Genomic DNA, 24327 nt, shown 5'->3' with positions numbered 1-24327 from the left:
GACCTATATCTTTGTTATTGATCTTCAATACCTAAAATCATGGATAACTTAGCTCTTTTCAAACAATTCGCTCCAGAAGCTCCAAAAAAATTTCAAGATGGTAACAATGCGGTGATTTATACCCGTGTTTCCTCTAGCGACCAAGAAGACAATACTAGTTTAGCTTCTCAAAAAAAACATTGTGATTTATATGCTCAAAGACGAAATTTAAATGTGGTGGGGTATTTTGGAGGCACATATGAATCTGCCAAAACAGATGATAGAAAAGAGTTTAATCGAATGCTCACCTTTGTAAAACGTTCAAAAAACATAAGCTATATTATTGTATATTCCTATGAACGTTTTTCTCGCTCAGGCATCAATGGAGCATCTATTGCAGAGGAATTACTCAAAAAATATGGTGTCATTACATTAGCTATTACACAAGAACTTGACCCAACTACTCCTTCAGGTTCTTTTCAGCAAAAAATCTTTTTCCTTTTTGGGCAAATGGATAATGAACTTAGGAGAGATAAAACCGTTACAGGGATGAAAGAACTCCTTTTAAAAGGGTATTGGGTTTGGGCTGCTCCTAGAGGATACAAAGACTTAAATAAAGGAAAAGCTACAGAACGTAAGTTAGTGATCAATGAAGAAGGAAAACTACTGAAAAAAGCGTTTGAATGGAAAGCTTACAATCAATTACCAAACGTAGAAATTGTAAGACGTTTAAAGAAAATGGGAGTTAACTTATCTGAAAGACGTTTGAATGATTTGTTTTCCAATCCTTTTTATTGTGGGCTGATTACAAGTAAAATGATTCCAGACCAAGTAGTTGAAGGGAATCATGAAGCCATGATTTCAAAAGAACTTTTTTTACAAGTGCATAATATTAGAAAAGAAAAACGTGTACATGGCTTTGTGCATAATAAAGACAATGACAACTTGCCGTTAAAAGTCTTTACAAAGTGTTCTAAATGTGAAAAAGCAATGACGGGCTATTTAGTGAAGAAGAAAAACTTGTATTACTATAAATGCCGTACAAAAGGCTGTAAGGTAAATCGTAGTGCCAAAGCAATGCATGAGTTATTCAGTAACGTACTTACTAATTTTAAAATTGAAAAAGAAGAATTAGACATTATCAAAGTACAATTGGAGGAACAAATGAGTGGATTCTTTAGATCGAAAATAGAGAACGAAACAGCTTTAAAAGCCAACTTAAATGTTTTAAAAAAGAAACTAGAAAATATCGAAGAACGATTTGTTATTGGTGAAATAGATCGACCTCTTTATGATAAATACAGCTCCAAATACAAAAATGAATATTTTGAAATTGAACAAGAAATTGAAAAAACAAGCGGATACAGTTCGAACCTCAAAAAAGTAATCCATTTTGTTACCAAAACAGCCACCAATGTACTGCCGTTGTGGGAATCCTCTACACTAGAGAATAAAAAGCTTTTTCAGAAAATGCTATTTCCTGAAGGAATCTACTATAATCGAGAATTAGACCAAGTTCGAACCACTAGAATAAATTCGTTTTTCTCGCTAATCCCAGAGATGACAAGTAATACGGGAAATAAAAAAAGCGGAAATTCTATCATATCTGATAAAAAATCCGCTTTAGTGACCCAGAGAGGATTCGAACCCCCAACCCTCAGAGCCGAAATCTGATATTCTATCCAGTTGAACTACTGGGTCAATAAACATCACTAAGCCAATTGCTGTTTTACAATTGTAGATATTGTTTTTCCATCAGCTTGACCTGCCAATTTTTTAGAAACAATTCCCATTACTTTCCCCATATCTTTCATTCCTTCTGCATTTACCTCACCTATTACTTCAGTAACAACTTTAGTTATTTCTTCTTCACTTAATGCTTCTGGTAAAAATTGCTCTAACACTTTAGCTTCAGCTAATTCCGGAGCTGCTAAATCTTCTCTGTCCTGCTTTAAAAACACATCAGCACTATCTTTTCTTTGCTTTACTTGTTTTTGAACTATTTTTAATTCTTGCTCAGCAGTTAACTCTTCACTTGTTTCAGTATTAGCTAACATAAAAACCGATTTTAAAGCTCTTAAAGCCGTTAATGCTACTGTATCTTTAGATTTCATGGCTTCTTTCATCTTAGCCATTACTTCTTTTTGTATGCTCATATTTTTTGATTCTTTATGATTTATTTACAAATTACCGTAAAAATAAAAAATCCTGATGTATCAGGATTTTTTATTTGAATACTTTTATATTAATCTATACTTTAATCTACATTATCATGTAAAAAAGTATTGTTAGATCTTAAAGGTAAATCTCCTGATTTATTTTCTAAAGGTGTTTCTTTTTCACTGATTTTAGTATTAACATCTAAATCCACTCCCAAACGCTTGTATGCCGGTTGCTTTTCTATCTCATCAATGTTTTTATTTACTTTATCAGAGAACTTATAGTTAAAACCCTTCATTTTATCTCTTCTCTCCTGTGCTCTTTTTTGCAATTCAGCAATAGTTAAACTCAATGGAGAAGCATCACTATCATCATCTGCATCAGCACCAGAAGTTTCCTTTGTTCTTACCTCTAACTTTAACTCATCTTCAACTTCTTCTACTGCAGGTGACGAACTCTTTCCAATAGTTGGTTGAATATCAAAATCCTCTAAAACATAACGTTTTTCAACTACTGGCTTTACCTCGTCATAAACTACTTCAATATTGTTTATGTTTTCAGAATCGTTAATCAACTCTTCATCACTATTGGAGTTTACTTCCTCATATGAATTCAAAGGTAAATCAAAAAGTAAGTTCTGTTGTATTGGAGCCTCTCTTTTAATTTCCTCCTCTTTCTTTTCAGTAATGTTTGTGATAACAAATTCTTCTTCAGAAACAGAATTATAACTTACTTCTTCAAAAACAACATCTATATTCTTAATTGCTTCTGTAGTTTTAACTAAAATCTCTTTTGGTTCTTCTATCTTCTCATCTTCTAAAACATGAACAATTTTTTCATTTGTTTTTTGAATAGGCTCATTGATAGATGGAGCTTTAGCTATTGATTTATTTCCAAATTCATATGTTGCTTTTTGATTGTCTTCAAGTGTATGAACAATTTTCTTTGTTTCTGTATTGTTAATACTATTTTGCTGATCTAAGGCAAAACCAGTAGCTACTATTGTCACAGATATACCTTCTTCTAAAGCCTCATCTTCTCCAATACCCATGATAATATTGGCATCGTATCCTGCTTCCGTTTGAATGTAATCATTAATCTCTCCTATTTCATCTAAAGTAACTTCATTAGATCCAGATACAATTAATAATAAAACATTCTTAGCTCCAGTAATTTTATTATCATTTAACAACGGAGAATCTAATGCTTTTACAATAGCATTTTTTGCTCTACTTTCTCCAGATTCTTTAGCGGATCCCATGATAGCTGTTCCACTATTTGCTAAAACAGTTTTAGCATCATGTAAATCTATATTTTGCTTATAGTGATGTGTTATTACCTCTGCTATTCCTTTAGCTGCAGTTGCTAAAACCTCATCTGCTTTTGAGAAACCAGATTTAAACCCTAAGTTCCCATAAACCTCACGAAGTTTATTATTATTGATAACAATTAAAGAGTCTACATTTTTTCTAAGCTCATCAATTCCTTTTTGAGCTTGTTTTGAGCGCATTCTACCTTCAAATTGAAACGGCATTGTTACAATTCCTACCGTTAAAATATCCATGTCTTTTGCTATTCTAGCAATAATTGGTGCAGCACCTGTACCTGTACCACCTCCCATACCAGCAGTGATAAATACCATTTTAGTATGTGTATTAAGCATTTGCTGAATCTCTTGAATACTTTCAGCTGCTGCTTGAGCTCCGATCTCAGGATTTGCTCCTGCTCCTAGTCCTGATGTTAAATGTGCTCCTAATTGTATTTTGTTAGGAATAGGACTGTTTTCCAACGCTTGTGCATCTGTATTACAGATTACAAAGTCTACCCCATGTATTTGCTTACTATACATGTGATTTACGGCATTGCTACCTCCACCTCCAACACCAATTACTTTAATTGTATTTGATTGTGTTTTTGGCATGTCAAATGAAATGTTATCAAATTCTGCGCTCATAGTAATAACTCTCCTTGTTTTTTTTAATAATCTCTTTTATCTCTCTTACTTTTATTTTACTCTGCGTTATCTAAAAATTCTTTGAATCTTTCAGTAAACTTCTCTAAAAACGATTTTCCTTTTACCTTTTGCTTTGGCTGCTCTTGTTGAATTTCGTTTACGGGCTCTTCTATTATTTTTTCTTCTTCTAAACTTGCAGTTAATACTTCTTCTTCAACTACAGGTACATATTCTTCTTTTTCAGATTTTACTAAACCTTCCATTAACAACCCTACAGCTGTTGCATATGACGGACTTGATAAAACCTCATCGCTGTCTCCAGCTAAATGTTCATTTGGATATCCTATTCTTGTATCCATACCAGTAATGTACTCAACCAATTGACGTAAATGCTTTAATTGCGAACCGCCTCCTGTAAGTACAATACCTGCTATTAATTTACCTTTTTGTGTTTCGTGACCATAGTTTTTAATCTCTAAATATACATGCTCAATAATTTCTTGAACTCTTGCATGAATTATCTTAGAAAGATTTTTTAACGTTATCTCTTTTGGTTCCCTTCCTCTTAAACCAGGAATAGAAACAATCTCTGTTTCTTTATTTTCTCCTGGCCAAGCAGAACCAAACTTCACTTTTAACAGTTCAGCTTGCTTTTCAATGATAGAACAACCTTCTTTAATATCTTCTGTAATTACATTTCCTCCGAAAGGAATTACAGCTGTATGACGAATAATTCCATCTTTGAAGATTGCTAAATCTGTTGTTCCACCTCCTATGTCAATCAAAGCTACACCAGCTTCTTTTTCTTCTTGACTTAACACTGCTGATGCAGATGCTAAAGGTTCTAGTGTAATATCTTCTAAATTCAAGCCCGCACTCTTCACACATCGTCCTATATTTCTGATAGAAGATACCTGACCTACTACTACGTGAAAATTAGCCTCAAGTCTCCCACCATACATTCCAATTGGCTCTTTAATCTCTGGTTGACTGTCAACTTTAAATTCCTGTGGTAATACATGAATAATTTCTTCACCAGGTAACATTACTAACTTATGTACTTGATTCACTAAGTTATCAATATCATCGTCTTCAATTACTTCATCAGGATTAGTTCTTGTAATGTAATCGCTGTGATGTAAACTTCTAATATGCTGACCTGCAATACCAACTACAACATCATTAATTCTTTGTCCAGAAACACTTTCCGCTTCATCAACCGCTTGTTGTATAGATTGTATTGTTTGTGTTATGTTATTAACTACGCCTCTTTTTACTCCCAAGCTTTTTGCTTTACCAATACCAAGAACCTCTATTTTCCCGTATTCATTTTTGCGACCAATCATGGCAACAATTTTGGTAGTTCCAATATCTAAACCTACTGCAATTTTATTGTTCTCCATCTTGATTTTGTTTTGTACACACCACTTGGTTGTGATATTTAACGTTTATTGTTTTATACTTATTTATTGTTTTATCTTTTAGTGCTTTGTTGTAAAAAGCTTTAATTTTTTTAAACTTTAAACTAACATCACTATAATCTCCAAATTCAATCACATAATTTCCACTACGAACATGAAAAATAAATTCATTCGCATCAGATTTCTGGATTGCTATGATCTCTTTTTTAAGAAAATTATCCGCTGAAATAAGCTGTACTAATTGCGTTATTTCTTGTATATTATTTTCTAGTTTTTCACCACTAACTAATGGTACTCTTGCAGAAAAATTACTTGACAAAGGAATTTTAGCTCCATGTTTGTCAATATAATACACTTCCTTACCTGCACTAACTCTAGCTATTGGTTGTTTATGTGAAATTTGAGTTTTTAATAATCCCCCTAGCGTTATAAAAACTGTAGCTTCTTTCACATAGGGATTTGCTAAAACCCTATTTTCTAGACGATGTAAATCTAACACTCTTTTTGATTGGTTCTTAACTGTTCTTTGATTTTGTATTAACAATTTATTAACCATCTCATGAGTTAAAAAAGGAACACTTCCTTCTTCAAACTCAACTGAAATTTCTTCTACTTTTTTCTTTCCATTTCTAGCTTTTGTAAAACCATATAAAACAGAAAGCATTATTACTAAGCCTAAGAACAACAAATATGTACCTGCCTTTTTAATCATTTAGCTTCAATTCTTTTAACAATTCATCTTTTACATCATCCACTAATAAACCAATATCACCTGCCCCTAACATCACTACCACTTCAGCATCTATATTTTTAATCTCTTTTATAAGATCTTTTTTATTTGTTAATTTCTTTTTTTCGTTTTTAATTTTACTTAACAACCAACTTGAATTTACTCCTTCTATAGGTAATTCTCTAGCAGGATATATATCCAATAAAACTACCTCATCAAACCTTGATAATGACTCAGCAAATCCATCTACAAAATCTCTTGTCCTAGTAAACAAATGTGGTTGAAAAACAACCAATACTTTTTTACCTGGATACATTTCCCTTACTGAATCTTCAACCGCACTAATTTCTGTCGGATGGTGTGCATAATCATCAATTAACACCCGATTTGATGTTTTTATTTTATATGAAAACCTACGCCTTACTCCCTTAAAAGAACGTAACCTATCTTTAATCACTTCCAATGAAAGCCCATAAATATCAGATAACGCTATTGCAGCCAGAGCATTCATAACATTATGCCTACCTGAAAGACTCAACTCAACTTCTTTAATAGCATCACTTGGAGTTTTCACATCAAAAATATAAGCTCCATTTTCAACTCTAATATTTTCAGCTTTGTAATCAGCCTCTTCTTCAATCGCATACGTTAAACCATCTAAAGGCAAACCTTTAGCCACCACTAATTGCTGAGATACCTTATCAGAAAAAGCTTTAAAAGAATCTTTCAACTCATCGTGATTCCCATAAATATCTAAATGATCAGCATCCATAGAAGTTACACATGCAATGTTTGGCGATAACTGTAAAAAAGATCGATCAAACTCATCAGCTTCTACTACCGAAACTTCATCTTTTCCTAAAATCAAATTCGAATCATAATTTTCAGCTATACCACCTAAAAAAGCGGTAGCTTCAACAGACTGCATAATATGACCTAAAATTGAAGATGTAGTTGTTTTACCATGTGTACCTGCAACTCCTAAACAAAAAGTATTTTCAGTAATTCTTCCTAATATTTCTGCTCTTTTTAAAACCACAAAGTCATTATCTATAAAATAATTTAATTGTAGATTCTCTTTCGGTATAGCAGGTGTATATACAATTAAAGTGGTTTCTTTATTTAAAAACGCTACAGGAACACTTTCAATTGCATCATTATAATTAACATCAATACCAATAGTACTCAAATTACCAGTGATAAGCGAAGGTGTTTTATCATAACCAGCTACGTTTCTCTTGTTTTCAGAAAAATACCTAGCTATTGCACTCATACCAATACCTCCAATACCTATAAAATAGATGTTATGTATTTCTTTTAAATTCACTACTATTTAATACTATTTTCTATTTCGTTTACTATATGAACCGTAGCATTTGGTAACGCCAACCTTTTCATATTAACACTCAAACTTTCTTGCTTTCCTTTATCTTTCAAAAGTGTTTCAAAAACCACCGGAAATGTATGTAATTCCGATTCTTTCAACATAATTGCTCCATGCTGATCAACTATAGCCTTTGCATTTTTTGTTTGATGATCTTCGGCTACATTAGGCGATGGAATAAAAAGTGTTGGTTTTCCTACAATACATAACTCAGACACTGAACTAGCTCCCGCTCTTGAAATTATATAATCGGCAGCAGCATATGCTAAATCCATCTTATTTAAAAATTGATGTACCTGAACATCTTCTCTACCATCAAACTCTTTATACTCTTCGTAATACAATTTACCACATTGCCAAATCAATTGCACCTCTTGATCTTTAAAAAAATCTAATTCTGTCGCAACTAACTGATTGACTCTTCTAGCTCCTAAACTCCCTCCAATTACTAAAACTGTTTTCTTTTCTTTTTTTAAATCAAAAAACTTTAAAGCTTCTTCTCTTTTGGAATCTACCGATAACAAATCTTGTCGAACAGGATTTCCAGTTTTTATAATCTTCTCAAACGGAAAAAAACGCTCTAAATTATCATAGGCTACACATATTTTTTCCGCTCTTTTACTTAATAATTTATTCGTAATTCCTGGATAAGAATTTTGCTCTTGTACAACCGTTGGAATTCTCTTTCTATTAGCCACCATTAATGTTGGTCCGCTAGCAAAACCACCAGTACCAACAGCCACATCTGGCTTAAACTTATTTATAATTCTGCGAGCTTTCCAAAGACTACTCAATAGCTTTAATGGAAAAACAAGATTACTTAATGTTAACTTTCGTTGAATACCTGAAATCCACAAACCTTTTATTTCATAACCTGCTTTAGGCACTTTCTCCATCTCCATCTTCCCTTTTGCTCCTACAAATAAGATATTTGCTTTTGGATAACGACTCTTTATTTCGTTAGCAATAGCAATAGCAGGATAAATATGTCCTCCTGTACCTCCTCCACTAATAATTATGTTTACTGACTCTTTCATACTTATATAGTTTCATGCAAAATATCTAAAGGATTATCATCTAAAATAGATTCCTCTGTTTCATTTTTAGACGCACTCACACTCAATATCATTCCCAACGCAAAACACGTCATCCAAATTGAAGTACCTCCACTACTAATCAATGGTAAAGTTTGTCCTGTTACAGGAAACAAACTCGTTGCAACAGCCATATTAATCATGGCTTGAAAAATAATTGGTAAACCTACGCCAACTACGAGTAATGTCGCAAAAATTGTTGTTGCATTTTTAGCTACCACCAAAATCCTAAACAACAAAAGGAAATAAATAAAAATCACAAACAACGCACCTATCAAACCAAACTCTTCAACAATAATTGCGTAGATAAAATCTGATGATGATTGCGGCAAAAAATTCTTCTGTACACTTTTACCTGCACCTTTACCTATTAAACCACCAGTTGCAATAGCAATCTTTGCTTTTTCTACTTGATAATTTTCTTTTTTATCTCCAGAATAAAAACTCTCGATCCTTTTCTCCCATGTATCTACCCTATTCTTCATTAAACCAGGAAACGCCTTGACCACTAAAACAAAAAGCCCCAAAGCAACAATTCCCATTCCTAAAACATTGGCTATATACTTCAAAGGATACCCACCAATAAACACCAACAACACAATCATTGAAAAAACAATTGCTGTAGTTGAAAAGTTAGCTGGCAATATTAGCATTAAAACAAAACCTACTGGCAGCCACAATTGAAACAAACTCTCCTTAAAAACAATTTCTTTCTCCTTATTTTTAGCTAAATACCTAGCCACGTACACTAACAAGACTAAGCTTGCCAGAGTAGATGTTTGAAAACCAACCCCAACAAAAGGAATTCGAATCCATCTACTAGCATTAGCACCACCAATAGTCGTTCCTTGAGAAAGTGTTACAATCAATAGCAAAACTATAATAGGCAACATCAATACAGAACCTCCACTAAAATACCTGTACGGTATTTTGTGAACCCCATATAAAATTCCAAACCCCATTATCAATAAAGCAATATGTTTAATTAAATGTCCAGTTGTAGATCCATTCCCCACAACATACACCAAATTAGTACTAGCACTATACACCGGCATAAAAGAAAGTATTGCCAGTATAGCCACTATTGCCCAAATAGCCCTATCACCTTTTATATGTTTTAAAATATCTTTCAATCTCTATAAATTTCGAACAGCCTCTTTAAATTTTCGACCTCTATCTTCGTAACTTTCAAACAAATCAAAACTTGCACATGCAGGAGACAATAACACAGTACCTTCCTTTTGTGCTATCTTTTGAGCCACCTTTACAGCCTCATCTGCTCCTGCTGTTTCAACAACAACATCTACCACATTCTGAAAAGTCTCTATAATTTTTTGATTATCTAACCCTAAACAAACAATTCCTTTTACTTTTTCTCTCACCAATGGTAATAAATCTGTATAATCGTTCCCTTTATCAACTCCACCAACAATCCAAACTGTCGGCTTATCCATACATTCTAAAGCATAAAAAGCAGCATTCACATTCGTAGCCTTACTATCATTCACATACGTAACTCCATCTACCTTAACCACTCTTTCTAAACGATGCTCCACACCTTCAAACGAAGACATACTTTCTGTAACTGTATTGTTTCTAACCTGTAATAGTTTAGAAGCTAACATTGATGCCATTGCGTTTTTAGTATTGTGCTTTCCTTTTATTTTTAAATAAGCTGTATTCATTATATACTCGTCGTCGTTTAATCTTATTATTATATTATCTTCTTTTAAAAAAGCTCCATAATTCAACTCTTTTTCTAGTGAAAAAGGAACTAATTTTGATTGAACTGTATTTTCATTCAACCAATTTGAAATATTTTCATCATCTAAATCATAAATCAAAAAATCTTCTTCTGTTTGATTTTTTGTAATTCTGAATTTTGATGCGATATATTTATTTAAATCGTATTCATATCTATCTAAATGATCAGGCGTTATATTTGTAATCATTCCCACATGACACCTAAACTGATCAATTCCATCCAATTGAAAACTACTTAGCTCTAAAACATAACTATCGTAATTTTCAACCGCAATTTGCTTTGCAAAACTATCTCCAATATTACCTGCAATCCCCACATTCATCCCACTTTTATCTAAAATATGGTGAGTTAACAATGTAGTAGTAGTTTTACCATTTGACCCCGTTATACCTACTATTTGCGCATCAGTAAAATATGAAGCAAACTCTATTTCTGAGATTACTTTTACCCCAACCTCTTTTAACTTTTTTACTAAAGTCACCTTATCAGGTATACCAGGACTTTTCATCACTAAATCAGCGTTTAAAATCTTTTCTTCAGTATGCTGATTCTCTTCAAACTCTATTTCACTTTGTAAAAGAACTTTCTTATATTTTTCTGTAATAGCTCCTTTATCAGAAACAAAAACATCAAAACCTTTATTTTTTCCTAAAATAGCTGCTCCAACACCACTTTCTCCACCTCCTAAAACAACCAATCTTTTCATTTTATCTAAGCTTTAAAGTCACAATTGTAAATACAGCCAATAGAATACCTATTATCCAAAAACGCGTCACTATTTTACTTTCGTGATAATTTAATTTTTGATAATGATGATGTAAAGGAGACATTTTAAAAATTCGTCTTCCTTCACCAAATTTCTTTTTTGTGTATTTGAAATATGAAACCTGTAACATTACAGATAAAACCTCTATAAAAAACACACCTGCTAACAACGGAAGCAACAACTCTTTTCTAATCGCTATAGCTATTACCGCTATTATTCCCCCTATTGTTAAACTACCTGTATCTCCCATAAAAACCTGTGCTGGGTAAGTATTATACCACAAAAAACCAATTAAAGCCCCTGCAAAAGCCAAGATAAACACCGTCATTTCTCCTGAATTAGGTATATACATTACATCCAAGTACTCTGCAAAAACAATATTACCAGATACCCAAGCAAAAATCGCCAACGTTAAAACCATTATTGAGGAAGTCCCTGCTGCCAAACCATCAATCCCATCTGTTAAATTAGCACCATTAGAAACAGCTGTTACAATAAAAATCACCAATGGAATGAAAATAATCCAAGCATACTTCTCATAACCATCACCTAAAAAACTTAACACCTTTGCATACTCTAACTCATTGTTTTTCATAAAAGGAACTGTAGTTTTTGTAGACTTATGCGCCTCACCAAAAACCTGTCTCCTTCCATCTTCCTGAACAACTTGTTGTTCCACTGGTAATTTTTCTTTAATTGTCACTGAAGAATTAAAATACAACATCGCCCCCACGATAACACCTAATCCTACCTGACCAATTACTTTAAAAATTCCTTTTAAACCTGCTTTATCTTTTTTGAAAACCTTTATATAATCATCAGCAAAACCAATCACCCCCATCCAAAGGGTAGTAATCACCAAAATAATCACATAAATATTTTCTAACTTAGCTAACAACAACACTGGAATTAACGTAGACAAAATAATGATAACCCCACCCATAGTTGGAGTCCCTTTCTTTTGCATCTGTCCTTCCAGCCCTAAATCACGAATACTCTCCCCTACTTGCTGTCTTCTTAAAAACTCAATAATTCGCTTTCCAAAAATAGTAGAGATAAGTAAAGAAAAAATAAATGCTGCAGCCGAACGAAATGTAATAAACTGAAATACACTCGCCCCTGTTAAATTAAACTCGCTTTCTAAATATTCAAACAAATAATACAGCATTCTCTATATATTTTTTAATTGATTAAAACACAATGTTACCTCTTCCAAATCATCAAAATGAAATCTCTCACCATTGATTTCTTGATAATTTTCATGTCCTTTTCCCGCTATCAGTATAATATCTCCTTCTTTCGCCAACTTACATGCTGTTTTTATAGCTTGTTTTCTATCTAAAATTGAGAGTGTTTTTCTAAAATTCTCAGAAGACACTCCTTCTTCTATATCGTTTAAAATTGATTGTGGATCTTCTGTTCTTGGATTATCAGAAGTAAAAATCGCCTGATCACTCAATTGCGTTGCAATCATCCCCATTTTTGGTCTTTTTAAAGCATCTCTATCACCTCCACATCCAACAACAGTAATCACACTTTCATTTCCAGTTCTAATCCCATTAATTGTTTCTAGTACATTTTTCAAAGCATCTGGGGTATGCGCATAATCCACAATTCCAATCACCTTGTTTTGCGAAACCACATATTCAAATCGTCCGCTTACACTATCCAACTCACTAATAGTTCTTAAAATATCGAAACTCTCTATACCAAGCGCATCTGCTACACCGTAAATCGCCAACACATTATACGCATTAAAGTCTCCTATTAATTTCGTCCAAAGCTCAACTCCATTCATATTTAACAACGAACCTGAAAAACTTTTTTCTAATATTTTAGCTTTATAATCTGCAATTGTTTTTAATGCATATGTTTTTTTAGAAGCCTTAGTATTTTGAACCATTATCGATCCATTCTTGTCATCAATATTCACCAAAGCAAAAGAAGATTTTGGTAAATTATCAAAGAACGACTTCTTCACATCTCTGTACTCTGCAAAAGAGTTGTGATAATCTAAATGATCGTGCGATAAATTTGTAAAAACCCCTCCTTCAAAAAACAATCCTTCTATTCTTTTCTGATCAATTCCATGAGAACTAACCTCCATAAAACAATACTCAACACCTTCATCAACCATTTCTGCCAAGTACCTATTAATACTTAATGAATCTGGAGTAGTATGCGTAGCCTTATACTCATTTTCATTGATCATTATCTTAACAGTAGACAGCAAACCAACGCCATACCCCAACTTCATAAACAAATCATACAACAATGTAGTAATCGTTGTTTTACCATTAGTTCCAGTTACACCAATCAACCTCAAATCTTCTGAAGGATTTCCATAATAATTAGAAGCCAAAATTGCCAACGCTACATCCGAATCTTTTACAGCAACATATGTAACTCCTTCTACCTTATCCTCAGGTACATTTTCACAAATAACAGCTTTAGCCCCTAACGAAACAGCCTTCTCTATATAATTATGCCCATCAACCGTCACCCCGTTTTGAGCAACAAAAACATCACCTTTCACAATCTTTCGACTATCAAACTGAATACTTTGCACCTCAACATCTGTTGAACCAAAAACTGAATTAACAGCTACTTTATATAATATGTCTTTTAAAACTTTCAACTACGACAATTTTAAATATACTGTTGAACCTTTTTTTATTTTCTCACCTTTAGGTATTGATTGCTCTTTTACCTTTCCTAAACCAGTAAACTTCACTTTTAAACCTAAATTTTCTAATATAGAAACCGCATCCATACCACCTAAACCAACAACTTTAGGCATTATGGTTTTATACTTATCTGTTATTTGATAATACTTATCGTAATTCTTATCGACAGATGCAATCACCACTGAATCTGTAACACTCTGCACACTCGAAGGTGTAGATGTATAAATCTTATGCGCTATTTCTTTAAAAACTGGAGCAGCAACCTCAGCACCATAATACCCTTTTAATGTATTTGGCTCATGAACTACTACAATACACGAATACTTAGGATTCTCTACTGGAAAAAAACCTGCAAAAGAAGCCACATATTTTTTATTTGAATAATATCCTCCTTCATATTTCCCTTCTTTATTCTTTTTTCTAGGAATCCATTTTTTAGCCGTACCTGTTTTACCAGCCATTGAAAAATTAGGTGAATAAATTTTCTCTGCTGTTCCTTTTTTCACCACGTTTTCCATAATTCGAGTCACTTTATCAATTGTCTCTTGAGAAGCTATCTTTTCATTCAAAATCTCTTTATCAAACTTCTCTAAAACCTTCCCATCTCTTCTTAATTCTTTTACAAATCTTGGTTTCACCATTTGACCATCATTTGCAACTGCATTATAAAACATCAACATCTGAAGTGGAGTTAACGAAATTCCATACCCCCAAGCCATCCACTCTAAAGCAATCGGACTCCATTGCGCTCCTTTAGGATCTAAAATAAAAGGCTTCCCTTCACCAACTATCTTAACACCCGTTTGCTGATCTAAGCCAAACTTCTTTATTTTCTTTATAAATCTCTCAGGCGTTTTATCGTACTCTTTTCTTACCGCTTTTACAATACCAACATTAGAAGACACTTCAAAAACCCTCGCTAAAGATATCTTACCATACCCCTCCCAGCTACTATCTTCTACCTTACGATTATTTATAAATATTCTACCTTTTTCAGTATCAATCACCGAAGACGTATCCAAAGCCCTATCTTCCAACAAGGCCATCAAACTCGCTAACTTAAAAGTAGAACCAGGTTCATGACTCTCCCAAACTGCATAATTCCTTTTCTCATAATATTTACCAGTAGACGTTCTACCTAAATTAGATATCGCCTTTACTTCTCCCGTTAGAGTTTCCATAACAACAGCACAACCATGATCTGCCTCAAAATATTCCATTTGCCTTAACAAAGCATAATGAGTTATATCTTGAATATTCACATCAATTGTAGTAATCACATCTTTACCATCTTGAGGCTCCTTTTCATTTTCATCATTAATCGGTTTCCATTGCCCTTTAGCTATCTTCTGCTTCAACCTCCAACCGTTTTCTCCCTTCATATAATCTGAAAAAGCTCCTTCAATTCCAGCACCACCTCTATGATCATTATAACCTACAGTTCGCTCCGCTATTTTACCAATCGGATGCTCTCTAACCGCTTTTTGCTCTGCTATAAAACCTCCTCGATATACACCTAGATTAAAAATTGGAAAAGTTTTCATTTTCATGTAATCGTTATAACCGATATTTCTAGCGATTAACAAATAACGATTCCCTCTTTCTCTAGCCTGACTTAATTTATTTTCATAATAACTCGGAGTTTTCCCTAACATTTCAGACAAACTCACAGCCAACTCCCCAACCCTTTTCCCAAACACTCTTTTATCAACAGACATTACATCCATTCTTATCGTGTAATTAGAAATAGATGTCGCTAACAAATTTCCATCTGCCGCATACACATTTCCTCTATTCCCAAAAATTGTATCGTTTTTAATTGTAGTCTCTAAAGCCAATTTCTTGTACTTATCTCCTTCTACATATTGAAGATCAAAAATCTTAGCTGATATAACCAACAAAAAGAGTGACATTAAAACCACAACTACATACAACCTATTTAGTATACTCTTTTTAATTTTTGACAAATTTTACTTTATTAATACTTTTATTTTCTGTGGAGGCTCTTTAGCCGGCTCCAACCCTGTATCTTTAACTTTCTTTCGAATCGCACTTTCCAACTTCATCCTCATCAAAATAGTGCTTGTATCTACAAACTCAGCCCTCAACTCTCTTTTCAATTTATTCAATTCTGAGATCCGAACCACCTTTTCATCAATTGAATGCGAACTCCATATCATCACCAACAATAAACTCACTACAAAAAAGATCACTCTCCATTTTTTAACAGCTGACTCATCTGTTAAAAAACTACCTCTTAAAAGATCATAAACACCACCAGAACTCTCCTTCATATTTATTTTAATGTTGCTATTCTCAACTTTGCACTTCTAGCTCTATTATTTACAGCTATTTCTTCTTTACTTGGCACTATCAACTTACCTACTTTTTTCAAAGGCTCATTTGTATTACCAAAAAAATCTTTCTCTGACTCTCCCTCAAACAATCCTGTCCTTATAAATCGTTTTACCAATCTATCCTCCAAAGAATGATACGAAATAACACTTAACCTACCCGTTTCACTCAACAAATCTGGTATCTGATTTAAAAACTCCTTCAACACCTCCAACTCTTCATTCACTTCAATTCGAATTGCCTGATAAATCTGAGCTAATATTTTATGTTCTTTGCTTTTCGGCAAAAACCTTTCTAAAACTTTTCTCAACTGAAAACTTGTATCAATAGACTCATTTTGCCTAGCCCCAACAATCACTTTTGCAATCGCTCTTGCATTTCTCAACTCCCCATACCAATACAACACATCCGCCAACTTAGCCTCCTCATACTCATTCACCACTTCTTTAGCAGACACTTTCGCATTTTGATTCATTCTCATATCCAAATCACCATCAAAACGAATTGAAAAACCTCTTTCCGCTTCATCAAACTGATGCGAAGAAACACCTAAGTCTGCTAAAACACCATCCACCTTTTTAACTCCATAAAACCTCAAAAACCTGGAAATAAACCTAAAATTCTCCGCAATCAACACAAATCGATCATCTTCAATTTTATTCTGTTGTGCATCTGCATCCTGATCAAACGCAAACAAACGACCATTCTCCCCAAGCCTTTTTAATATCTCTTTAGAATGCCCCCCTCCCCCGAAGGTGACATCTACATAAATTCCATCTTTTTTAATATCAAGAGCATCTACACTCTCTTTTAACAATACAGACTCATGATAACTACTCATCTAAATCAAAATTTCCCATTACTTCTTCAGCAAGACCAGCAAAATCCGCCGCAGAATCTTCTATTACACTCTCGTACTTTTCTTTATCCCAGATTTCAATAATATTTACTGCACTCGACAAAACAACTTCTTTTTTAATCCCCGCAAAAACACATAAATCTTTCGGAATTAAAATTCTACCAGTTGAATCCACCTCCACAACTTTCACTCCTGCCGTAAACCTTCTTATAAAATCATTATTCTTTTTAACAAATCGATTCAATTTGTTAATCTTAGCCATCATCTGATTCCATTCCTGCATCGGATACAACTCTAAACAAGACTGAAACACAGAACGTTTCAACACAAAACCCTCTTGTAACACAGGAGCCAACTGCTTCTTAAGACTAGAAGCAACCATAAGCCTACCTTTGGCATCGGCTTTACACTCGTATGTTCCAATAAGATTTATCAATTAAAAACTATATAGTATTATTCAAAAGTATAAAATTTCTACCACTTTCTACCACTTTTTACCACATTGTTAATAAGTTTACTCAAAAACAGGTAAAAAACTGGTTTCAAAAACATTAAAAAACAAAAAAGGGGGATTTTGAAAAGAAATTGACCAGTAATAAAAAAAGAACTACTTTTGCGATTAGCCAAAAGACCGCTAATGACTGATTTTTTAAAGAAAGAAGACAAGTTTACGTACGCAGAAGCAGGTGAAGGAAGACCTATAATCGTGTTACATGGTTTGATGGGAGCTTTGAGTAATTTTAATGAAACTTTTAATTTCTTTTCGAAAAGAGGCTATAAAGTATTAATCCCTGAATTACCTTTATATACGCTGCCTATTCTGAAAACGAATGTAAAAAACTTAGCAAGTTTTTTACATGATTTTATTGAATACAAACAACTTAAAGATGTTATTCTTTTAGGTAATTCTTTAGGAGGGCATATTGCGTTGTATTATACAAAACATTACTCTCAAGACATTGCTGCACTTGTATTAACGGGTAGCTCTGGTTTGTATGAAAACTCTATGGGAAATAATTATCCTAGAAGAGGAGATAAAGATTTTGTTAGAAGAAAAACTCAAGAGGTTTTTTACGATCAAAGCATTGCTACCGAAGAACTTGTAGACCAAGTGTATGACGTTATTAACGACAGAAATACACTTGTAAAAACATTGGCTATTGCTAAAAGTGCTGTTAGGCATAATATGGCAAATGATTTACCTAATATGCAACAACCTTCTTGTATTATTTGGGGTAAAAATGATACTGTAACTCCACCTGAAGTTGCAAATGACTTTCATAGACTTTTACCTGATAGTGATTTATTTTGGATTGACAAATGTGGACATGCAGCCATGATGGAACATCCTGAAGAATTTAATCAAATTCTGGAAAAATGGTTCAATCAGCGTAATTTATAATTTTAGAATCTAGCAACGTGAAAATTAAATCGGCGGAATTCGTAATGAGCAATAGTAATGTAATTAATGCTCCAAAAGATCGAATTCCTGAATATGCTTTTATTGGTCGCTCTAATGTTGGTAAATCTTCATTAATCAACATGTTAATGCAACGTAAAAAGCTTGCAAAAACTTCTGGAACACCTGGTAAAACTCAGTTAATTAATCATTTTAAAATTAATGATGAATGGTTTTTAGTTGACTTACCTGGATATGGGTACGCCAAAGTTTCAAAAAAGAAGAGAACTATTTTTCAGTATTTTATTGAAAACTATTTTAATGAGCGTGAACAGTTAGTTTGTACTTTCGTTTTAGTAGATTCTAGACATGATCCTCAAAAGATTGATTTAGATTTCATGGCTTTTTTAGGTAAAAATCAAATTCCTTTCTGTATAGTTTTCACAAAGGCAGATAAACTACCTAGTTCCAAGCTAAACAAACAAATTACAACCTACAAAAGAAAATTATTACAGTATTGGGAGAGTTTACCAACTTCTTTTATTACTTCTTCTTCAAGTGGTTTGGGACGTGATGAGTTTTTAAACTTTATTGATGAAATTAACAAAGACGTAGCTGATAAATTTAAATAGTCTTTATTAATGCATTCTACAAAAGAAAATCTTCAAGTTTTACACGAAGACAATCATATTATAATTATTAACAAAAGGGCTGGCGATATTGTTCAAGGAGATAAAACTGGCGACAAACCTTTAAGTGATGTTGTAAAAGAATATATTAAAGATAAATACGAAAAACCTGGTAATGTTTTTTTAGGAACTGTTCATCGTCTTGACAGACCTACTTCTGGTATTGTTATTTTTGCACGTACTTCTAAAGCTTTAGAGCGTTTAAATAAAATGTTGCGTGACAAAGAAGTTAATAAAACTTATTGGGCTGTTGTAAAAAAAGAACCTTCTCCGAAAAAAAACACATTGACTCATTGGTTAAAGAAAAATCCAAAAAACAATAAATCGACCGCTCATAAATCAGAAGTAAACGGTAGTAAAAAATCAATTTTACATTACAATACAATTAAAAAATTAGATCACTACTCATTACTTGAAATTGACTTAGAAACTGGGAGACACCATCAGATAAGATGTCAACTTTCTTCGATTGGATCATCTATAAAAGGAGATTTAAAATACGGAGCTCCTAGAAGTAATAAAAACGGTAGTATTCATCTTCACGCTAGAAAGATTCATTTTATTCATCCTGTAAACAAAGAATCAATATCTATAACCGCTCCAACACCTAAAGACCCTATTTGGGATGCTTGTAACTAATTTGTATATTTAGTTTCTAATTCCCGTAAATGAAAGCATTAAAATATTTATTAGTTTTTACCATTCCTTTAACTGTCTACATTTCTTTTGAAGGTTCGGGGTGGTTAACTTTTATACCTTTAATTTATGTTTTTGGCATAGTACCTTTAGCTGACTTGTTTGTGACTATGGATGCTAGTAATTTTGACAAGGAACAAGAAGAGATCGAGAAAAACAATAAGCTATACTCTTATATTTTATATTTAACGCTACCTGTTCAAGTAGGTTTCTTAATTTATTTTTTAATCATTATTGACAATCATCCTTTTAATATTGACTTAATTGGTAAAATTTCTGCAATGGGAATCATGTCTGGGGTAATTGGTATTAATGTTGGACATGAATTAGGACACAGAAACAACAGACTTGAAGAGCTTTTAGGTGAAATATTGTTACTAACCTCTTTAGAAACTCATTTTTTACCATATCATAATGGTGGACATCATTTAAATGTAGCAACTCCTGATGATGCTGCTACTGCCAAAAAAAATGAACCTATATACATTTTCTGGTTTAGGTCTCAAATTATGAGTTATATTGAAGCCTGGAAATTAGAACACAAAAGACTTTCTAACCTAAACAAGTCTTGGTTTCATTATAAAAATAGAATGGTTATATACCTAGTTTGTCATTTACTTTTAATTGGTACAATTTTCTTTTTCTTCGGAATTATAACCGTGCTTTATTTTATTGCATCTGCCATTATAGGAATTTTATTACTTGAAACTGTAAACTATATAGAACATTACGGACTACTTAGAAAGAAAAATAAATTTGGAAGATATGAACGTGTTAAACACATTCATTCTTGGAATTCAAACCATGTAATAGGAAAATTAGTGTTATTTAATTTATCAAGACATTCAGACCATCATTATAATGGAAGTAAACATTATCAAATTTTAAAATCTTTACCTGAAAGTCCTCAAATGCCTACAGGGTATCCTGGTATGATGTTAATTTCACTGATACCTCCATTATGGTTTAAAATAATGAACAAAAAACTACAAGAAATATAAAAATGGAAAATTCTACGATTCAGAATGCTATTCCTGAACTTATTTTAGCACAAAAAAACTTTTTTAAAACTCAACAAACTAAAGATGTTTCTTTTAGAAAAAAGAGTTTACAAAAACTCTTAAAGGAAATTACACGAAGAGAAGAGGATATTTTAAAAGCTTTATATAATGATTTTAAAAAGCCCGAGTATGAAGGTGTAATGACAGAAATTTCTATTGTTATTTCTGAATTAAAAATGATGATTAAAAATGTTAGTTCTTGGGCTAAACCTAAGAGAGTATTACCATCATTATTGAATTTTCCTTCATCTGCTAAAATTCACAAAGATCCTTATGGTACTACACTAATTATTGCTCCATGGAATTATCCATATCAATTAGCTTTTTCTCCTTTAGTTGGTGCTATTGCTGCAGGAAATACTGTTGTTTTAAAACCATCAGAATTAACGCCACATGTAAGTACTATTTGTAAAGAAATAATAGAAGCTGTATTTGATAAAGAACATGTAGCTGTAGTAGAAGGTGGAATTCCTGAAACTCAAGAATTATTAGCACAACGTTGGGATTATATCTTTTTTACAGGAAGTGTTCCTGTTGGAAGAATAATAGCCAAAGCTGCCGCAGAATATATTACCCCTGTTACTTTAGAATTAGGCGGTAAAAGTCCTTGTATTATTGATGAAACAGCCAATATAAAACTAGCTGCTAGACGACTGGTTTGGGGTAAGTTTCTAAATGGTGGACAAACATGTATTGCTCCTGATTACCTATTAATTCACAAAAAAGTAAAAGATTCATTTGTAAAACACTTTAAAGAAGAAATCACAAAAGCTTATGGTGAAAATCCTGAAAAATCTGGAGATTTCTCGAGAATTGTAAACACTAAAAATTTTGATAGACTAGCCGCTATGTTGGACAACGAATCTATTTTAATTGGAGGTGAAACTAACAGAGAAGAATGTTATATTGCTCCAACTTTAGTTTATGAACCTAGTTTAGATAGTGAGGTTATGAAAGGTGAAATTTTCGGACCTATTTTTCCTTTAATTTCTTACGATTCTGAAACATATATAGATAAAGTTCTTTCTAAATATGACAAACCTTTAGCCTTTTATGTATTTACCAAACGTATGTCTTTTGCTAAGGATTTAATTAGAAAATATTCTTTTGGAGGTGGAACTGTAAATGATACTACGGTTCACTTTGCTAATCATAGACTTCCTTTTGGAGGTGTTGGTGAAAGTGGTATTGGTAGTTATCATGGCAAAAAAAGTTTTGATGTTTTTTCTCACCAAAAAGGTGTAGTTACTAGAGGAAATTGGTTAGATATCCCTACTAGATATGCTCCTTATAAAGGAAAACTTAAGCAATTAAAAACTTTAATGAAATTCGCCTAAAAGATGACACAAAAAACAGTTAGTGAAGCAATCGCTTATAGAAGATCTGTAAGAGTATATGATGCTGAACAAAAAATTGATTCTTCTATTGTAAAAAAATGTATTGAACAAGCCGTTTTGGCTCCTAATAGTAGTAACATGCAACTTTGGGAATTTTACCATGTTACTTCTGAAGATATTGTACAAAAAATTGCACCGCTTTGCTTTAATCAAAATGCAGCAAAAACGGCACAACAACTAGTTGTGATTGCTGCTAGAAAAGATTTATGGAAAAAACGAGCTCAATCTAATTTAGAGTATCTTAATAAAGTTTTTCCTCCAAAACCAAAAGCAGAACAAAGTAGTAGAGAAAAATTTGCTAAAAACTACTATAAGAAATTAATTCCGTTTACTTATAGCGACTTTCTAGGCATTTTTGGACTTTTAAAATACATTATGATTCTAATTACTGGATTATTTAAACCAATGTATCGAGAAGTAAGAAGTAAAGACATGAGAGTAGTTGCTCATAAAAGTGCTGCTTTAGCTGCTCAAACTTTTATGCTTAGTATGGCTGCTGAAGGTTATGACACTTGCCCTATGGAAGGTTCCGACACTTGGAGAGTAAAGCGTGTTTTAGGCTTGCCTTTTACTGCTGAAATAAACATGATTATTTCATGCGGTATTAGAAAACCTGAAGGTGTATATGGCGAACGTTTTAGAGTACCTTTTGAGGAAGTTTATAAAGAAATATAATTAATTACTATCTCCTAGTAGATAGGCAAAAATATCATAGTCTGTTGGTTTGTTTCTCTTAATACCAATGACTAAAAGATCTTTCCAATAAAGAAAAGAATTACGAATTAAATAATATTCGTAATCTTTTTTTTGAGGAAGGTTATCAAAGAAAACCTGCAAATTTTCACAATAGTCTTCCCAATCTTTTTTTTCATTTCTATATTCTTTTGCTAATATTTTTAACTCTTTATAACCTTCTTCTATTGTTATTTTATACACTTCATTAAGCTTACCTTTATTCCATTCACACTTTCCTATTACATCTGATACATAATCTACAAAAACATCTATAACATCTTTTAAATTATCTACTGGATAAAACATATTCAACTTGGCAAATTCAGAAGATAACTTTTTACTTGAAACTCCTTTTTCTAGATTAAAATAAACTTTTTCATTCGTGTACCAAATCATGAAATCATGATATCTATCTTCTAAATACATGTGATTCTGAAGCCAATCGTTGAAGTTTTTTACATAACGATAAAAATTATCTTTCCCTCCTCCTACATTCGAATAATTTAAAAATGTATATTCTTCTTTATAAGCATCTAAATTTTGATTAAAACAAGATTCATTACTAACTTTCAACTCATAATATAAAGTATCTCCTAATGAAGGTAATCCACTATCAACTACAATAAAACCTATATAAAACTCATTTTTATCATCTTTCTTATACGACTCCTATTCAATCAAATAAAAACACTCTCCTTTAAAAAAACTAATTTCTAAATATTTTTGTAAATACAAATAATAGAGCCTTAATTCATTATCAGAATAATTAAATAAAGCTCTAATTTTCTGAACAATATCTTCTTTATTAACTTTTTTTATTTCACTAAACCTTCTATCATCCCCAGCTAATTCTATAAAATCTGAAATAAACTCTATTCTTAATTCTTCTTTATCTTCTTCTGATAACAATTCAAAAGTATCTTCTAAATAGTCCGAATAATATCCATATTGAAATAAATAGTCTTTAACCTTTTTCCATTTACTTTCCATATTTTCATATGGAAATTTCACAAACTTCAATTTGTCTCCACGTAAATCATATACAGCATGAGAAAAACTTCTCTGAGGTAAATTTTTCATTTGCATCCACTCAGGAAATGCTAATTGTAGTTCTTTAGAACCATCTTCTTTCTCTTTAAAAAAGGTCTCTAATATTTCTACATCTTTTTTCTCCACCAATTCCATAACTATTCAAT

General features: G+C 32.5%; 23 protein-coding genes and 1 tRNA gene. 7 read left to right on the top strand and 17 right to left on the bottom strand.

What is annotated here, in order from left to right:
- Positions 1–39 precede the first annotated feature (39 nt).
- Positions 40–1653, top strand: a complete 1614-nt coding sequence (locus tag EYW44_RS11020; RefSeq protein ID WP_132723784.1) for a recombinase family protein — start codon at positions 40–42, stop codon at positions 1651–1653.
- Here EYW44_RS11020 and EYW44_RS11015 read toward each other — a convergent pair.
- From EYW44_RS11015 to mraZ, 15 genes are all read right to left on the bottom strand, one after another.
- A tRNA-Arg gene (locus tag EYW44_RS11015) sits at positions 1607–1680 on the bottom strand. The genes EYW44_RS11020 and EYW44_RS11015 overlap by 47 nt on opposite strands.
- Positions 1681–1691: 11 nt before the next feature.
- Positions 1692–2135: a GatB/YqeY domain-containing protein gene (locus tag EYW44_RS11010; protein WP_132723723.1), complete on the bottom strand. Its 444-nt coding sequence runs from the start codon at positions 2133–2135 to the stop codon at positions 1692–1694.
- Between the two features lie 101 nt (positions 2136–2236).
- Positions 2237–4093, bottom strand: a complete 1857-nt coding sequence (gene ftsZ, locus EYW44_RS11005; RefSeq protein WP_132723722.1) for a cell division protein FtsZ — start codon at positions 4091–4093, stop codon at positions 2237–2239.
- A 56-nt stretch (positions 4094–4149) separates the two neighbouring features.
- A complete protein-coding gene (gene ftsA / locus EYW44_RS11000) occupies positions 4150–5496 on the bottom strand; it encodes a cell division protein FtsA (RefSeq protein WP_132723721.1) in 1347 nt (448 codons plus the stop codon).
- Complete coding sequence (locus EYW44_RS10995; RefSeq protein WP_132723720.1) at positions 5483–6226, bottom strand: cell division protein FtsQ/DivIB; 744 nt, start codon at positions 6224–6226, stop codon at positions 5483–5485. Before EYW44_RS10995 ends, ftsA begins: the two co-directional genes overlap by 14 nt.
- On the bottom strand, positions 6219–7571 hold the full coding sequence (gene murC / locus EYW44_RS10990) for a UDP-N-acetylmuramate--L-alanine ligase (RefSeq protein WP_132723719.1): 1353 nt from the start codon (positions 7569–7571) through the stop codon (positions 6219–6221). The genes EYW44_RS10995 and murC overlap by 8 nt, the downstream gene beginning before the upstream one ends.
- Positions 7572–7573: 2 nt before the next feature.
- Entirely contained in the window at positions 7574–8665 is a 1092-nt protein-coding gene (gene murG / locus EYW44_RS10985) for an undecaprenyldiphospho-muramoylpentapeptide beta-N-acetylglucosaminyltransferase (RefSeq protein ID WP_132723718.1), read from the bottom strand.
- A gap of 2 nt (positions 8666–8667) precedes the next feature.
- Positions 8668–9855: an FtsW/RodA/SpoVE family cell cycle protein gene (locus tag EYW44_RS10980; RefSeq protein ID WP_132723717.1), complete on the bottom strand. Its 1188-nt coding sequence runs from the start codon at positions 9853–9855 to the stop codon at positions 8668–8670.
- A 3-nt stretch (positions 9856–9858) separates the two neighbouring features.
- The gene (gene murD, locus EYW44_RS10975) at positions 9859–11193 is read right to left on the bottom strand and encodes a UDP-N-acetylmuramoyl-L-alanine--D-glutamate ligase (protein ID WP_132723716.1); all 1335 of its coding nucleotides are present in this window, start codon (positions 11191–11193) and stop codon (positions 9859–9861) included.
- A gap of 1 nt (position 11194) precedes the next feature.
- A complete protein-coding gene (gene mraY, locus EYW44_RS10970; RefSeq protein ID WP_132723715.1) occupies positions 11195–12421 on the bottom strand; it encodes a phospho-N-acetylmuramoyl-pentapeptide-transferase in 1227 nt (408 codons plus the stop codon).
- A gap of 3 nt (positions 12422–12424) precedes the next feature.
- A complete protein-coding gene (locus EYW44_RS10965) occupies positions 12425–13891 on the bottom strand; it encodes a UDP-N-acetylmuramoyl-L-alanyl-D-glutamate--2,6-diaminopimelate ligase (RefSeq protein WP_132723714.1) in 1467 nt (488 codons plus the stop codon).
- Complete coding sequence (locus EYW44_RS10960) at positions 13892–15853, bottom strand: penicillin-binding protein (protein ID WP_132723783.1); 1962 nt, start codon at positions 15851–15853, stop codon at positions 13892–13894.
- Positions 15854–15910: 57 nt separating this feature from the next.
- A complete protein-coding gene (locus EYW44_RS10955; protein ID WP_132723713.1) occupies positions 15911–16234 on the bottom strand; it encodes an FtsL-like putative cell division protein in 324 nt (107 codons plus the stop codon).
- Positions 16235–16236: 2 nt separating this feature from the next.
- Entirely contained in the window at positions 16237–17136 is a 900-nt protein-coding gene (gene rsmH / locus EYW44_RS10950) for a 16S rRNA (cytosine(1402)-N(4))-methyltransferase RsmH (protein ID WP_132723712.1), read from the bottom strand.
- On the bottom strand, positions 17129–17590 hold the full coding sequence (gene mraZ / locus EYW44_RS10945; RefSeq protein WP_132723711.1) for a division/cell wall cluster transcriptional repressor MraZ: 462 nt from the start codon (positions 17588–17590) through the stop codon (positions 17129–17131). Before mraZ ends, rsmH begins: the two co-directional genes overlap by 8 nt.
- A gap of 201 nt (positions 17591–17791) precedes the next feature.
- On the opposite strand from mraZ, the gene EYW44_RS10940 reads away from it, so the two are divergent.
- Genes EYW44_RS10940 through EYW44_RS10915 form a run of 6 tightly spaced genes read left to right on the top strand, consistent with a single transcriptional unit; the run spans position 17792 to position 23071 of the window.
- Entirely contained in the window at positions 17792–18556 is a 765-nt protein-coding gene (locus EYW44_RS10940; RefSeq protein ID WP_132723710.1) for an alpha/beta fold hydrolase, read from the top strand.
- Positions 18557–18573: 17 nt separating this feature from the next.
- Positions 18574–19185, top strand: coding sequence for a ribosome biogenesis GTP-binding protein YihA/YsxC (yihA, locus tag EYW44_RS10935; protein WP_132723709.1), 612 nt, complete (start codon positions 18574–18576; stop codon positions 19183–19185).
- 9 nt (positions 19186–19194) lie between these two features.
- Positions 19195–19881 carry an RluA family pseudouridine synthase gene (locus tag EYW44_RS10930; RefSeq protein WP_132723708.1) on the top strand — a complete coding sequence of 229 codons (687 nt, stop codon included), beginning with the start codon at positions 19195–19197 and terminating at the stop codon, positions 19879–19881.
- Between the two features lie 29 nt (positions 19882–19910).
- Positions 19911–20939 (top strand): alkane 1-monooxygenase, encoded by a 1029-nt coding sequence (locus EYW44_RS10925; RefSeq protein ID WP_132723707.1) that lies wholly within the window; start codon positions 19911–19913, stop codon positions 20937–20939.
- 2 nt (positions 20940–20941) lie between these two features.
- Positions 20942–22336: an aldehyde dehydrogenase gene (locus tag EYW44_RS10920; protein ID WP_132723706.1), complete on the top strand. Its 1395-nt coding sequence runs from the start codon at positions 20942–20944 to the stop codon at positions 22334–22336.
- Between the two features lie 3 nt (positions 22337–22339).
- A complete protein-coding gene (locus EYW44_RS10915; RefSeq protein ID WP_132723705.1) occupies positions 22340–23071 on the top strand; it encodes a nitroreductase family protein in 732 nt (243 codons plus the stop codon).
- Here EYW44_RS10915 and EYW44_RS10910 read toward each other — a convergent pair whose 3' ends face one another.
- A complete protein-coding gene (locus EYW44_RS10910; protein ID WP_132723704.1) occupies positions 23072–23704 on the bottom strand; it encodes a hypothetical protein in 633 nt (210 codons plus the stop codon). It lies immediately after the preceding gene.
- Positions 23705–23800: 96 nt separating this feature from the next.
- The gene (locus tag EYW44_RS10905; RefSeq protein ID WP_132723703.1) at positions 23801–24316 is read right to left on the bottom strand and encodes a hypothetical protein; all 516 of its coding nucleotides are present in this window, start codon (positions 24314–24316) and stop codon (positions 23801–23803) included.
- Positions 24317–24327: the final 11 nt, after the last annotated feature.

Origin of the sequence: Tenacibaculum sp. M341 (assembly GCF_004337695.1) — a bacterium.
Taxonomy (GTDB): domain Bacteria; phylum Bacteroidota; class Bacteroidia; order Flavobacteriales; family Flavobacteriaceae; genus Polaribacter.
The sequence above is the reverse complement of the archived record's forward strand: the minus strand, read 5'-3'. Positions and strand labels throughout refer to the sequence as shown.